The sequence below is a fragment of the Marinobacter sp. L-80 genome (assembly GCF_056859395.1).
Window position 1 is genome coordinate 126,755 of sequence record NZ_JBSXOI010000077.1, and the last position, 14,090, is coordinate 140,844.

Here is a 14,090-nt window from a genome sequence, read left to right on the forward strand (position 1 = left end):
GCACCGTGCAAATCGTCATGTTTCTGGTCCCGGTGATGCTCATACTGGTGGCGGTAGGCGTCGCCCTGTTCACATGGTCGGTCAAGAACGGTCAGTACGATGATCTCGAAGGCCCGGCGCATCGGATACTTTACGATGACGACAAGGATATGATCCCGGACGACGCTCGCACCGACAAACCGGCTGCCGGGGAGCCAACCCCGGAGCAAACAGCTGAAGTCAGCGATACCGCTGATACGGGTGAGGATAAGTCCCAAAAAGGATGAATCCGGAACTCTACCTCAGTTACCCGAGCGCCTTCCTGATCGGATTGCTAGGCAGCACGCACTGCCTCGGCATGTGCGGCGGCATCAGCGCTTCCCTCTCCATGGCCCTGCCTGTGGGCCGGGGGTTCCGGTTCCGGCAAACGGTAATGCTTCTGGCCTTCAACTTCGGGCGCATCGGCAGCTATGTCCTGATCGCAACACTGGTTGCGCTGGCCAGTACCTCGGCCGCCAGCCAGTGGGCCTCTGCCGGCCTGGTGCTTCGGACCCTGGCAGGGCTGCTGTTGATCTTCATGGGTTTGTCCATGGGCCAGTGGTGGCAGGGAATTCGCTACGTTGAGCGGGTGGGTGCTCCAATCTGGGCGCGCCTCTCCCCGCTGACCCGCCGCTTCCTGCCCGTGAATCACGGCGGACAGGCACTTGCTCTTGGAGCGCTCTGGGGCTGGCTGCCCTGCGGACTGGTATACAGCACGCTCGGTTGGGCAGCATTGCAACCGACAGTGGGCTCGGCCGCGCTGACCATGCTGTTTTTCGGGCTCGGCACGCTTCCCTCCATGTTGGCCACGGGTTTCGCGGCCAACTGGATCCGGGGTTTACAGAGCCATCAACTGTTCCGGAAGGTGACCGGCGGCCTGCTTATCCTGTTCGGACTCTGGACACTGCCTTTCCTGCATCTGGCCGGACACTAGCCGGCTAGATATTCAGGACATCCAGGCGACCGAAGTCAGTTGCGGTCTCGGGTTCAGCCGTCTGTACGGCCTGGCGCTTGCCACCGAGGCGCTTGCCTTCCTTGAAATCGTAGAGATTGGTATCCGCCAGGTGCGAGGGTTCCACATTGCACATGGCCCGGAACATGGTTTCCAACCGTCCGGGATGCTGCTTGTCCCAGCTCTGGAACATATCCTTGATCACCTGGCGCTGGAGATTCTCCTGAGAACCACACAGGTTGCAGGGGATGATGGGGAATTCGCGGAGACCCGCGTAGCGGGCGATATCTTTTTCCCGGCTGTAGGCCAGCGGCCGGATAACCGTGTTGCGGCCATCGTCACTGTGCAGCACCGGAGGCATGGACTTCAGCTTGCCGCCGTAGAACATGTTCAGGAACAGGGTTTCCAACAGGTCGTCCCGGTGGTGGCCCAGGGCAATCTTGGTAACCCCATGCTCTTCCGCGAAATTATAGAGAATTCCCCGTCGTAGACGGCTACACAGGCCGCAGGTCGTCTTCCCTTCCGGCACTTTTTCCTTAACAATGCTGTAGGTGTCCTTCTCGATGATGTGATACTCGATACCCATGGAGGACAGATATTCGGGCAACACCTCTTCCGGAAAGCCGGGCTGTTTCTGATCAAGGTTGACGGCAATCAGCTCAAACGAAACCGGGGCGCTCTTCTGCAGGTTGAGCAGAATATCGAGCATGGCGTAAGAGTCTTTGCCGCCGCTGAGGCAGCACATGACTTTGTCGCCGGCTTCAATCATCGAGAAATCGGCAATCGCCTGCCCGACTTCGCGGCGCAGACGTTTCTGCAGCTTGTTCAACTCCAGTTTCTGGCGGCGCTCCCGCTCTGGGTTGATAGACTGTTCGGAACTGGCGATCATTGCTTCGGACATACCAACTACGTTCATAAGGCAAGTGGACGTGAGATTATACGCGTCACATGGATTCAGGGACAGGATACCAACATGGATACGTTGCAATCGAGTGAAGAAGCCGCTGGTAAACGGGAACAGAACCGCATCCGGAACCGCAGGGCAATCCTGCATGCCGCCCGGGAGTGTTTTCGCGAGCGGGGGTACGAAAACTCAACCATCCGCGACATCGTTCGGCGAACGGGTCTTGCAGCCGGCACCTTCTACAATTATTTCTCAAGCAAGCAGGATATTTTCGCGGCTTTGCTTACCGACTTCCTGACCAATCTGAACAACAATCTCAGCCAACAGCGGCGGGCAGCCGACAATCCTGAGGATTTCATCCACTACGCCTACCTGGCCCTCTATACCGCGACCGCCCGGGATCCGCTGGTGTATGAACTCGCTCACCGCAATGACCGGGCACTTCGGGAACTGTTCGGTTCGGATATTCTCGGCCTGGCCATGTTATCTCTGGAAGAAGATGTTCGCGAGGCGATGGAACGCGGGCTTCTTCCCCGGATTGAGTACGAGTACCTGTGCGCCGCTTTTTTCGGCGTCGCCTACGAGACCAGCCTGACGCTGGCAAGGCGCGCCCACAGCAACCCGGAGTCGGCGGATGCGGAAGCGTTAACGGCGACCCGGTTCTCCACCGCCCTGTTCATGGGTGGACTTCCGCAGGTGGCCGCACTTCCCTGATGGGCCGCAGTGCCCTAACATGAGTCCTATGACAGACAGCCATTCTCCCATCAATGCTTCTCATCCCAGGACTGTGGATGATGATGACTGCCTGGAGCAGCAGATTCAGCACCTGCTGGTGGCCGTTGAGCACGAACTCAGATCGGCACCGGCGGGCTTGAATGAATTATCGCTGATCAAGGCGCTTCAGAGACCGCCCTGGGAACTGCTTGGACAGGTTGTTTTCAGCGAACCGGAAAAACTCTATCCGGTGCATTTTCTGTTGTTTCACGTGCTCTACCGTCTTCGTGACCAGTTATCCGAAACCGGCGAGAGCCTGAAAATTTCGCCCTTGAGCATCCGGATCGAGTCACAGTCGGTGGTCGGTGGCGAAGGGGTTCCGGACAGTGTCGACACACTTCGTCAATTCTATCTGGATCTTTCCCAGTACCGTCTGCCGGAGGAAGCCATTCAACAGATGGTGAATGATTTCTGGGCAGGTGCTCCAGGCCAGGCACCGGCGCAATCCGAAGCCAGGGAAGCCGCCGAAGTACTGGGATTTCAGGCTGTCCCTACAGACTTTCCAACGGTCAAACAGCGATTCCGCCGGGCGGTCATGCACGCTCACCCGGACCGCGGCGGCAAGACCGAAACCATTCAGCATCTCAATCAGGCCTTTGCGGTACTGAAAGCCCACTTCCGTCACAGCATCTGACCGGCCTTTTCGATCTGGCCAGGGCCGATAAATACAGGAGACGATATGCCGCTCACAGCATTCCTGAAACTTTCCCTTCTCGTCGCGATTACGGCGACCGCCATCTCAGCCCGCGCTGACCTCGTTGTCCTGCAGTATCATCATGTCAGTGATTCAACGCCGCCCGCTACCAGCACGTCTGTGTCTCTTTTCGAGGGCCAGCTGAACATGATCTCGGATCTGGAGCTGGACGTTGTGGATCTACAGCAAGGCACCGAAACAACGCTGGCCGGTACCGATGGGCAAGGTAATCACATCGCCATTACCTTTGATGACGCCTACGACTCCGTCTACCATACGGCGGCTCCACTGCTGGCCGAAAAGGCCTACCCCTACACGATTTTTGTAAATACGGAAGCCGTTGGCCGAACCGGCTACATGGCCTGGGATCAGATTCGGGAGTTGGCCGAACGACCGGGCGTAACCATTGCCAACCACAGCGCTGACCATGGGCATCTTGCCCGTAAACCGAACGAAAGTCAGAGTGACTGGCAAGCCAGGGTTACCAGCAGTCTCGACTCAGCCCAGGGGACCCTCTCCAGGGAATTGAAGGCGCCTGCACCCATGTTTGCGTACCCTTACGGCGAGTTTGACGAAGCACTGGAGCGCAAAGTGGCCGAGCGGGGCTGGTACGGTTTTGGCCAGCAATCCGGCGCCATCGGCCAACAAACCGAGAAAACCCGATTGCCGCGTTTTCCGATGGCAAACGCCTACGGACAGTTGGGGAGCCTTGAGAACAAACTTCGCAGCAAAGCCTTCCCTGTTGATACCGGCGAGCTGCCGGACGGGGTGATCTCGGAGAATCCGCCCACCCTGGTTTTCCCGCTGGTTGAACCCATTGATGCCAACCGGTTGACCTGCTTTGCCTCCGGTCAGGGACGTATCGACTTTGACGTGACTGATGGCAATGTGGAAGTAAAGGCCCCTGAGGCCTTCAATAGCCGGCGATTCCGCTACAACTGCACCCACCCTGCGGGCGATGGCAGTTACTACTGGCTATCCCAGCAGTGGCTGGACCTGAGCAAACCTGAAGACTGAACCCTCACCCCTCCACCTGCATCAGGCCAATTTCACCGTGCCTGATGTGAGGAATTTTCTCGGGGCCGGCACGGGTCTCTATAACGGTCTGGCCCTCCAGGTCCTGCTCTCGGGTAAACAGGACAAGCCAACGCTCTCCCTGGCCCGGAAAAGCAGGAACCCATGCTTCCAGATAGCCGCGCCGGTGCCAGTTCTCGGGGGTAAAATCCATAACCAGGTCTGTTACCAGTCTTAACGGCGCCATCTTCTCATCGAGAAACACCAGGGAGGGCACCACCACCCCGTCTTTGGCATAGGAGCGCAGGCGTATGACAAGACTGCCGTGCTTATCCGCGTCCGGAAGTGCAATCAGTTGATAGGGGCTGGTTCCGGTAAGAAACGGATATGTAGCTGAACGATCCGAGAGGGTAACGCCAAACTCCCGTCCCGATTGCCACCCTTGTCGACTGGCGGCATCCATGGAATCGCAACAGGTCGCTGAAAACCGGGCAAAGAAATCGTCTGTTGAAGCCTCAATGCCCAGGATGGCAAAGGCGTCCGGATCATAGCCCTCTACCGGAGCCTGGCCTGCACCATCGGGACCTGAATGGTAAACGCTGGCTTCGGTGATCTGAACGGGTGGCTCCACCAGCCCTTTCTCAAGATCAGAGCGGATGTCCGGCCGGTAATAGCTGACCCGGACATTGCCCTCGGCGTCTCGCCAGGTGAAATAGGGTTGCCGCTCCCCCGGCCGAACGTAGCCATCTTTTTCAAGCTCGCCGGCATCCGGGTAGTTTTCGAGTGTGTACTCGGTGTTTTCCTGCGGCCCTGACTCCGGGCTCGCCCCACTATCTGACTGCACCGGGTGTTTCTCGGATTCCGGATCGCGCTGCTCTTCAGCTACCTCTATAGCTACCTCTTCAACTACCTCTGCAGACTCACGATTCAAGTCTTTCTGCTCGGCTCCGGTTATCGGTGAGTATCGAACCCTGCCCTGCTCGTCTACCCACGTGAAATAACCTTCCCGTTCCGACACCGTAGACCCGCCAATCTGGCAGCCTCCGAGAACTGCTGCCAGAGAAAGGCACAAGGCTGATTTCCGTAAAGAGCCGTTAATCACTGCGAATGACTACCCTCTGGTCAATGGCACCACTCAGAACTTGGTCCGGAAACTGAGGCCCGCCATCACAACCCGTAGCGAGGTTTTGACATCCAGGCCTGCATAGGGGTTGTAGATAATGTTGGTGATGTTGTCGCAGTTCAGATTACAGCTGGTGTCCGCGGGAATCGACTCCACCGAATGAAGATAACTGAGATTCATGTCAATTTCGGTGTCCTTATCCCACTGGTACCCCATACCGATGCTGTAGAGGTTTGCCCCACCAAATGGCGCCATAACCTGTCGCTGATCATCCGGGATAACCGAATCCCGTATTTCCACGCCAGCACGCAGGTCCAGACGGGAAGACGCATGAAACTCCATGCCAAACGCCCAGTTCCACTGGCTCTTGAAACCCAGGGGCAACCTCAGGGTATTCGGCGTGGCATTGTCCGGCGACAGGATCCGGGCCGCATTGAGAAACTCCAGATTACGATCAAACCGGAAAACAAAGGCGTCCCACTGTTTGTAATCGGTCCAGCCAATGTCGGCGTTGAGGGTCAGTTTCGGATGCACGTCAACACTGATACCAGTCTGGAAGTGCTGGGGATACACCAGATCCATACTGACGTTGCCGGATTCCTTGGGCGCACCGGACGGAAGACTCAGGATCGCCGAGGTAATCGCACCCAGCACCGATCCGTTAACGCTCTGCCAGAAGCCGGACCAGTCATCGGTGTACTGGATTTCGAAGGTGCCCTTCATGTTCATTTCAGCTTCAGAGGTATAGCTCGCCCCCCAGCTGAACCAATCAGTTGGCTCCCACATCACCCCTAGTGCATAGGTGGGTGACAGGGTTTCCTGAACGTTGATACTCAGAGCACCGATATCGTCCCAGGGACCGACATTACCGCCACAAAGCGCTAGCCAGGGCTGCAGGGGCTCGTCACCACTCTCGCAGTTGAATGCGTCCTGCAGAACTTCAGCCACCCCCAGCAGCAGGTTGGGCGCCCGCATGTACTGGTCTGCCGCGATTCCCATATGGGACAGGTGGATACCGGCACCCACGGACCAGTCGTCATTGATTTCATAACCGACCGTGGGTGAGAGATAAGTCGTGCGCTGCAGCGCCGTGGCCTGGGGCTGGTAACGGCCAGGGTCATCCTTATCACGGTAGAAACCGGCTGCCAACGGCAGGTAAAAGGCATTCCCGAAGGTCAGTTTGGAGCCCGGCGGGTTGATACTGATACCTGCTGACGGCGCCAGGGCCGGTCCCGGGGGCGCGCGGAGAATACCGTAACCCGGCAGATACAGGGCCACGTTGTTGGTATGGCTGCGGGTATTGGCAACCGGGTCCCGCTGCTTTCCGGTCAGTGGATCCGTTTCAAGGCCGTCGATACCGAAAATCTCATAGCCTTCCGGTGCCGTGAAATCCGCGTCAATGTCCAGATAGACGCTCATCAGATTCACTTCCAGCTGACGCCCGTCCAGTTTGGTCAGGCCAGCAGGATTGTAGTGAATCGCCATGATCCCGGGCGGATCGGCGGTCACGGCGTTGCCAAGTGCCAGTGCCTTGGGATGAATGGTCAGGTTCTGCGCCAGCTGGGCCTGGGCACCGCAAGAAAGGGTCGTGGCAACCAGTGCCGCGAGAATCTGACGGTTGTGGTTTCTCTGTCCCATGAAATCCTTCCCTTCCCGTAGATCGTCAACGACACCAATCACTCTTTGAGACCGGAGAAGTTAATGGGCAGGGAGACCCCCAGGGAGAAGTCCGGGGCATCCTCGGTAAGACCGATACCCAAACTCGTGTTTACAATGGTGGTATCACTGATACGGGTCCCCAGAGACATGCTCATAAACCCCGTCATCTGGTCCTGGGCGACGGCCTGGTCGCCATTCGTGAAGGTCAGGACGGTTTCGTCGCTGTAGCTGAGCTGGGCCGAGATGCTGAGAGAAATGTCGTAGGACAGGGAGTAGGCGAAACCGGCGGACCCGGAGAGCCCGAAGCCAGGGTCCACCTCTTCCAGAAGACGTGCACCACGCACCTGCTGCAGATCTTCAGCCGGCAAGTTATAGGTGGCGCTCACTGAGCCGAACACCACCACCGGATCCAGGACCTTGGACAGGCTCGCTCCACCCCCGATGGAATAGTAGCCACTGCCGGTGGACAGCTGCTCGTTGATGTCTATCTCGTAGGGGCTGACGCCGGTCTTTGTGGAGAGGGTTCCGAACAAGGTGGTCGACATCTTGCCTGGAACGTAGGCAAATGGCTGCCAGCGCCCGGTAAAAGAAATATCGCCAAAATCATAGATATTCAGCTCGTCCTGAGTGTCGTATTTGACGACCAGCGGAATACGGGTACCCACCGTCAGGTTGTCCAACAGGCCGTAATCGTAGGAAAAGGAATTGGTGAAGCTGTGGGTTGCCGACGGCACCACGTCCAGGTTTCTCACTGATCCATTGGTGATGGCCAGATCCAGCCGCTGGTCTGCCGTGTAGGAATAGTCGAACGAATAATTCAATGAATGGGAACCCTTCTTCTGCAGCGAATAGTTCTTCTCTGCAGCCTGGAACACCTCTTCAAGCTGTTGTGAAGCGTCCTCGTCTCCTTCCTGCTTGGCCAGCGCTTCCCGCGCCTGGTCCACACTCCCTTCCTGCGCCAGGGCCATGCCCGGAAGCAGACCTGCCGTGGAAACAAGGATAAAACCTCGCACAAACCAACGATTCATCCTGACTCCCTTATTTTATTTGTAGTGTTCCTGCCCCGGGGATTACCCGGCGAATTAGTTACGACGGTAGTGCAACTGCTTTCGGGTGTTTTCTACACTGCCGTCGGGATTGTTTTTCTGGCGTTCCAGCAGATTCTGGATCCGCCGCTGGGTGGACTCGTGAAACGCCGGTATCCTTTCCAGCGCCAGAAGGGTCATTGTCTGGTCATCCACAAAGCGAAGGTCTTCTTCCTTCAGCTCGAGGTTGTCCAGTGGCTTATCGCTGCCCGGGAAGACAATGAAGAGCACATTGTCGTCCCACTTTTCCTCGAACTGAGCCAGCGTGAAGGAGATATTCCCTAACGAGGGGTCTGCCAGATAGGCACGCCCGTCGCGAATCGTCCTCAACACCACGAAGTGTTTGAAACCCGCGTGATGGATGGGCACGATCGCCGGGTGATCAAGATCCTTGAGGTCATCAATCGTTGCCCGGAAGCCGCCTGAGGGATAACCGAGCGCTGTCACCAGTCGCTTCATATCCAGCATGGAAAAGGCGCGACGTTCCACGATACGTTCGCTTTCGCCGTAATGAAGCAGCCCCTCCATGACCTGACGTTCCGACAGGGTCCGACCCAGGTAGAAGTTCAGCACGGTGGTCAGCGCCGCGCTTCCACAGCTGTAGTCATAGGCCTGACGCACGATATTCCGGAACTTCTGTTCAACCAGAGGCTCCACCCTGACGTCGGAGCGCAATTCAACAGGACTGGAATCCACATCCTGCTCAATGACGATCTGGCCCTTCTCAAAAGGCTCCACCACGGTCGCTTCCTGCACCATGGTGAATGTAAGAATGGATCCAGCGAGCACCAGCAGCATGTCAGACGAAGTCCCTGTTTTTATTGGCCACGTTATTAAGCGGGTTACATGTTGTTACGGTAAGATACCGAAAAGCCTGCGCCCTTAAAGATAACTGTGCCTCAAATCTGTCGCTGCAGGAGGGGCCTTAGGAAGGGGATTTGAGAACTGTTTCATGACATGGATGGGAATCGGGAAGCAGGCCCGGTTGCCGGGCCTGCCGTTCAAAAGGTAAAGACCACGCCGAGTAACAGGTAGCTCAGGGCAGTTACCACGACAATGCCCATCAGATTGAGAGCAAACCCGGCTCTGATCATGTCGCTGATCTGCATGTGACCACTGGAGAACACGATGGCATTGGGTGGCGTGGCCACCGGCATCATGAAGGCACAGCTGGCCGCGATGGCGGCAGGCACAGTGAGTAGTAACGGTGACACGCCCTGACTCAGGGCCAGCGCCCCAGCAACGGCAGAAACGCCGCCGCGGTTGCGGTATTGCTGGTAACTTCGGTCAGAAAGATGATGATACCCGCCACCAGAACAATCATGACAAGGGTTGGCAGGGCGCCGGCCATGCCCAGCCCGAAGTCGCGCCGGGTCAGCCACCACCAGGCCAGGGCCAGCATGACAACCGTCACTGGAACCCCCAGCAACATCCATTGGGCAAAGCCCACAGAAATACCCTGGTTTTCGCTCAGGTAGGCCGCCAGCAAGGCATTTGGCGGTGTGCCGATAAGTGTGGCAATACCACCGATACTGGCGGAATAGGCGATAGCCAAAAGGAGGGCCGTGGCGTAACGCCGAATGCCCTCGGGATTGTCATTGCTGTTCATCATCGCCACCACCGACAGACCAATCGGCAGCATCATGATGGCTGTTGCAGTATTGCTGACCCACATGCTCAAAAACGCGGTTGCCAACATGAACCCGGCAATCTGCCGCCGGGGTTTACTGCCAACGGCCTTCAGCGTCATCAGGGCGATCCGGCGATGCAGGTTCCATCGCTGCATCGCAAGCCCGAGTGTGAAGCCCCCCCCCCAGGAACAGGAAAATGATCGGATTGGCATAGGGCTCGGTGGCTTCACCAACCGTCCCGAGCCCGAGCGCGGGAACCAGCACGATTGGCAGCAAGGCAGTGGCGGGAATCGGAATGGCTTCGGTAGACCACCAGGTAGCCATCAGCAGCATCAACCCCAGCGCCGCCCAGGCTTCCGCGGCCATGGTTTCCGGAGGTGGGAGTATGATGGTTGCCAGCAGAAAGGCAGCCCCGAGGATCAGTCCAATGACCTGGCTGCGGGGCAGCCCCTCGGCCTGTTTGTCAGCGTTGAGCTCTTCGGACATACAGTTCTATTCCATCATTCAGACATTCAACATCAGCAGGCGGGCGAAACGTCAGAGCGCCTGAAGCTGGCGATCATGAAAACGCCCGAGCAGGATAAGAGCCAGAATGGCGCCGGACAAGGCCCAGGCCATATCCGACTGGGTATCCCAGACGTAGCCCTGTGTGCCCAGAAAGGCCTCGGCCGCTTCGTCACTGAGCAAGGCCACCCACCATTCAATCAGCTCGTAAAAGGCGCTTAGCGCCAGACAGAAACAGACGATGAAAAACGCCGCCCAGCGGCGACTGGAGAACACGTCGAAGCGAATGACCACTTCCCTGGCAATGATTGCCGGTATAAACCCCTGTGCCAGGTGGCCAAGCTTGTCGTAGTTATTGCGCTCCCAGTCAAACCAGTCCCGAAACCAGTCGAACAAAGGTACTTCCGCGTAGGTATAGTGCCCTCCAACCATCAGGATGACGGCGTGGACCAGAATCAGGAAATAGACAAGAGGCGTCAGGGGATAACGGAAGAAACACCAGACAACCAGCACAAAACCAATGACAGCGGGCAGGACTTCCAGCGCCCAGGTGGCCCGATCCCTGGGTCCGATGGCAGACCAGACAAAGACTGCAAGAAAGACCACCACCCAGACGGCGGGCGCAAATCGCAGGTTCATAGGTTTCCTTTTGTACGTGGTTATCCAGACGCACCGGCGCGCAGGAAGTGGCCATAGCCAGGCTCCCGGCCCAGGGCAGCTTCAACCTCACCATCCGTTACCGCGGGTCGGCCGTTGATCAGCACCTCTCTGATACAACCAGGCACCCGGTTGACCATTCTCTCCAGTCCGAAGTTTTCCATCTCGGCCCACTCAACCTGTTCCAGATCCTGATCAAGGCCACGGGGGTCCAGTACCGTTATATCCGCCCGGTCACCTTTCCTGATATGACCGGCATCAACACCAAGCCAGTCTGCCTGTTCGCCGGTCAGTCGATGTACGGCACGTTCCAGCGACATGACCGGCTCACTCTCCACATGGCTTTCGTAAACCAGCTTGAGAAACCGCAGAGGCAGATTGTAGAAGGCCATATTACGGATGTGGGCGCCGGCATCGGAAAAGGTGATCAGGGCACCGGGATTGGTGACCATTTTCCGGAGCCGATCCTTTCTGTGGTTGCCTACCGTGGTGAACCAGCGCAGTGAACGGCCATGGGCAACCACCATGTCGAGAAAGAAATCGACCACATGGATGCCACGGTCGGCCGCCAGCTCAGCAAAGTTGCGGCCAACCACGCTTTTATCCGGGCAGTCGAGAATAACGGCATCGCCGAAATCCCTCTGCCATACCCGGGGCGAGAGCTTTTCCTTATAGAATTTCCTGAATTTCCGTCGGTACTGTTCGTCCTTCAGAAGCTCGTTGCGCTCAAGCTGATCGCGGATATCGAGGGCCATTTCACCGGCGCCGAATTCTTCAAACAGTACGATATCCATACCATCGGCATAGACCGTGAACGGCGTTGGCAGGAGCTGCCAGCGGAAGTTGCCGCCAAAGCTGTTGGCCAGCCACCCCACAAGGCTGGCCATGGGTTTGACCGTGGGATTGCCTTTCAGATCGATCATGGCAATCAGAGTTGTTTTCAGGGGCTTTCTCAACCAACCCAGGGTCTCTTTCAGGTACTGGGTTACCTGCAGAGGATTGGCCGCATTGGGCGCGCCCTGATGCACCCGTCCGTATCGGCGCAAAAGAGCATTCAGGCGGCTGACCTCACGCCATCGGGCGTAGGTGCTCGGCAGACTCTTGGACCACTCCCGGTCACCATCCACCTTGTCCCATTTCAGGCACATGGTGGAAAGACCGAGAAAGCCCTCCTGCAGAGCCTCCTCAAGGAGGGCTTCCATTTGTCTTTGCTCTTCTGATGTCGGAGTCACGCCCCGGTCGGTGGCGCGATGCAGCCCCATAACGGCAGTTCTCAGATCACTGTGGCCGAGAAAGCTGATGACATTGGGCCCCAGTGGATGCTGGTCCATGAACGCCACCCACGCTTTTGGTGTCTGCCAGGACTTGTGCTGCTTCAGAATGGGCAGCACTTTTTCCCTCGGGACCGTTTCCACCCGGGTAAAAATATCCGAGGCGTCCTCCGGATCGGAACAGACCATGCTCAGGGAACAACTGCCGATCAGCACCGTGGTGACACCGTGACGCACGGATTCAGACAGGGACGGCGCTACCAGCAACTCGGCATCGTAATGGGTATGGGTATCGAGAAATCCCGGCGTTACCCAGCAACCGCTGGCGTCAATCGTGCGCGTCGCAAGGCCGGGTTCGGGCTGCTGGTCAAAGACTTCGGCAACCCGCCCATCTTTGATGCCAACATGGGCGATGCGTGAGGGGCCGCCGGTACCGTCAAAGTAGCGGCCGCCGAGAATAAGCGTATCGAACTGGTTCACCGTGCCAGTCTCCTTTTTGTTTTTATGTGCCGTCAGTCTAGCCAGCCAAACGTGATATGTCCTCTCATTTTAGCCGGCGGACCGTGCAATGCAGGCCATTAACGAAGACGGATACGGCTGCCGTCTTCAAGCTGACGATCCGGGTGTCGGACGACGTTGTCTGCCTCAGTCAATCCTTCCTGGATAACTGTATGAAATCCGTTTGTGCGACCGACCGACACGTCTGTCAGAACCGCAATGTCATCGACAACGCGGAATACCTGGTGCTGCCCATCAGTGACAAAGATGGCGGATTCCGGAACCTGAAGGACATTGTCGGAACGCCAGAGCAGAAACTCGGCGTCTACCCGATAGCCGTCCCCCAGGCTTTGCCAGGCATCAGCAGGACTGGTGATATCCGCAACTACCTGTACCCGCCTTTCTTCCACACCCAGGGCCGACACGTCCTCGAATCCAACCGGCTCAACGCGCCGGACCGTAGCGTCCAGGGTGCCGCCACCCCACCCGGTGAGGCGCGTCACCATACCGGGTTGGAGATTCACGGCATCAAAACTCAATACATCCACAACCACCTCAAGCGCCCCGGGATCCCCCAGTTCCAGAATGGCTTCACCGGCCTGAATCACACCCTCGCTTTTTCGAACAATTCCCAAAACAGAGCCGTTTACAGGGGACCTGACCGGCACACGTTCAACCGCTCCATCGCCGTTCGCACGCGCGGCAGACACCTCAAGGCGCGTTCGGGCCGCTGCCAGTTCGTGGGCCATCACTTCTTCGTCAAAGCGCGCGGAACGCAGAATGGCCTGGGTTCTGGCCGCAGTGGCCCGGGCCTGCTGCAAACGCTCGTCGGAAACAAAACGATCATCACTGAGTGCCTGGAGGCGGGCCAGCTCACGCACGGCGAGGTCTGCTTCAGCCTCGGCCGCCGCCACTTTTTGACGAGTGGAGTTCAGCGCCGAGCGGGCCGACTGCACCTTGGCCTCCGCTTCGGCCCGACTTCGGGCATCAAGGGTGCTGGCAGGCATGGGGTCAACCTCCGTCAGCAGCTCTCCCGGAATCACCGGATCCCCCACTTCCAGCAATACCCTGTGCAGATAGCCGGCAACCGGTGATGAAACCACGTATCGGTCACGCACCCGCGTTTTGCCCTCCTCCTTGATAGTGATTTCCATGGGGCCACGGGTTACCGGCGCCAGATCCACCCAGACCGGATCGGGTCGGATCGTGACCACAACTGCAACACTGGCGAGCATTACGAACACCCCCCAGAACAACCATTTTCCGGCAAACCCTTTTTTCGCCATAACCTCAGTTCACTCCCCGG

13 protein-coding genes and 1 pseudogene are annotated in these 14,090 nt (G+C 57.8%); 5 read left to right on the forward strand and 9 right to left on the reverse strand.

The features are described from left to right. Nucleotides 1–5: 5 nt before the first annotated feature. Both ccoS and AC13E3_RS20150 read left to right on the forward strand, forming a co-directional pair. Complete coding sequence (gene ccoS / locus AC13E3_RS20145) at nucleotides 6–266, forward strand: cbb3-type cytochrome oxidase assembly protein CcoS (RefSeq protein WP_039882065.1); 261 nt, start codon at nucleotides 6–8, stop codon at nucleotides 264–266. After that, the gene (locus tag AC13E3_RS20150) at nucleotides 263–952 is read left to right on the forward strand and encodes a sulfite exporter TauE/SafE family protein (RefSeq protein ID WP_092029825.1); all 690 of its coding nucleotides are present in this window, start codon (nucleotides 263–265) and stop codon (nucleotides 950–952) included. Before ccoS ends, AC13E3_RS20150 begins: the two co-directional genes overlap by 4 nt. A 4-nt stretch (nucleotides 953–956) precedes the next feature. On the opposite strand, the gene ttcA is transcribed toward AC13E3_RS20150, so the two are convergent. Further along, complete coding sequence (ttcA, locus tag AC13E3_RS20155; protein ID WP_273017220.1) at nucleotides 957–1,871, reverse strand: tRNA 2-thiocytidine(32) synthetase TtcA; 915 nt, start codon at nucleotides 1,869–1,871, stop codon at nucleotides 957–959. A 72-nt stretch (nucleotides 1,872–1,943) separates the two neighbouring features. Between ttcA and AC13E3_RS20160 the strand changes: the two genes are divergently transcribed. Genes AC13E3_RS20160 through AC13E3_RS20170 form a run of 3 tightly spaced genes read left to right on the forward strand, consistent with a single transcriptional unit; the run spans nucleotide 1,944 to nucleotide 4,359 of the window. Next, entirely contained in the window at nucleotides 1,944–2,588 is a 645-nt protein-coding gene (locus tag AC13E3_RS20160) for a TetR/AcrR family transcriptional regulator (protein WP_008174716.1), read from the forward strand. A gap of 28 nt (nucleotides 2,589–2,616) precedes the next feature. After that, nucleotides 2,617–3,282 (forward strand): DNA-J related domain-containing protein, encoded by a 666-nt coding sequence (locus AC13E3_RS20165; RefSeq protein ID WP_008174712.1) that lies wholly within the window; start codon nucleotides 2,617–2,619, stop codon nucleotides 3,280–3,282. Between the two features lie 45 nt (nucleotides 3,283–3,327). Then, nucleotides 3,328–4,359, forward strand: coding sequence for a polysaccharide deacetylase family protein (locus AC13E3_RS20170; protein ID WP_008174710.1), 1,032 nt, complete (start codon nucleotides 3,328–3,330; stop codon nucleotides 4,357–4,359). 4 nt (nucleotides 4,360–4,363) lie between these two features. Here AC13E3_RS20170 and AC13E3_RS20175 read toward each other — a convergent pair whose 3' ends face one another. The 8 genes and pseudogenes from AC13E3_RS20175 to AC13E3_RS20210 form a co-directional block, all read right to left on the reverse strand. Next, nucleotides 4,364–5,428: a MalM family protein gene (locus tag AC13E3_RS20175; protein ID WP_008174708.1), complete on the reverse strand. Its 1,065-nt coding sequence runs from the start codon at nucleotides 5,426–5,428 to the stop codon at nucleotides 4,364–4,366. A 63-nt stretch (nucleotides 5,429–5,491) separates the two neighbouring features. Next, nucleotides 5,492–7,117 carry an OmpP1/FadL family transporter gene (locus tag AC13E3_RS20180; RefSeq protein ID WP_008174705.1) on the reverse strand — a complete coding sequence of 542 codons (1,626 nt, stop codon included), beginning with the start codon at nucleotides 7,115–7,117 and terminating at the stop codon, nucleotides 5,492–5,494. A gap of 38 nt (nucleotides 7,118–7,155) precedes the next feature. Next, the gene (locus AC13E3_RS20185) at nucleotides 7,156–8,166 is read right to left on the reverse strand and encodes a hypothetical protein (RefSeq protein ID WP_008174703.1); all 1,011 of its coding nucleotides are present in this window, start codon (nucleotides 8,164–8,166) and stop codon (nucleotides 7,156–7,158) included. 54 nt (nucleotides 8,167–8,220) lie between these two features. Then, complete coding sequence (locus AC13E3_RS20190) at nucleotides 8,221–9,021, reverse strand: C39 family peptidase (RefSeq protein ID WP_008174701.1); 801 nt, start codon at nucleotides 9,019–9,021, stop codon at nucleotides 8,221–8,223. Nucleotides 9,022–9,224: 203 nt separating this feature from the next. Further along, a pseudogene (locus AC13E3_RS20195) lies at nucleotides 9,225–10,340 on the reverse strand (SLC13 family permease). A gap of 51 nt (nucleotides 10,341–10,391) precedes the next feature. Continuing rightward, a complete protein-coding gene (locus tag AC13E3_RS20200; RefSeq protein ID WP_008174699.1) occupies nucleotides 10,392–10,997 on the reverse strand; it encodes a DUF2238 domain-containing protein in 606 nt (201 codons plus the stop codon). A gap of 20 nt (nucleotides 10,998–11,017) precedes the next feature. Beyond that, on the reverse strand, nucleotides 11,018–12,766 hold the full coding sequence (locus AC13E3_RS20205) for an N-acyl-D-amino-acid deacylase family protein (RefSeq protein WP_008174695.1): 1,749 nt from the start codon (nucleotides 12,764–12,766) through the stop codon (nucleotides 11,018–11,020). 98 nt (nucleotides 12,767–12,864) lie between these two features. Continuing rightward, nucleotides 12,865–14,070 carry an efflux RND transporter periplasmic adaptor subunit gene (locus AC13E3_RS20210; protein ID WP_008174693.1) on the reverse strand — a complete coding sequence of 402 codons (1,206 nt, stop codon included), beginning with the start codon at nucleotides 14,068–14,070 and terminating at the stop codon, nucleotides 12,865–12,867. Nucleotides 14,071–14,090 lie beyond the last annotated feature (20 nt).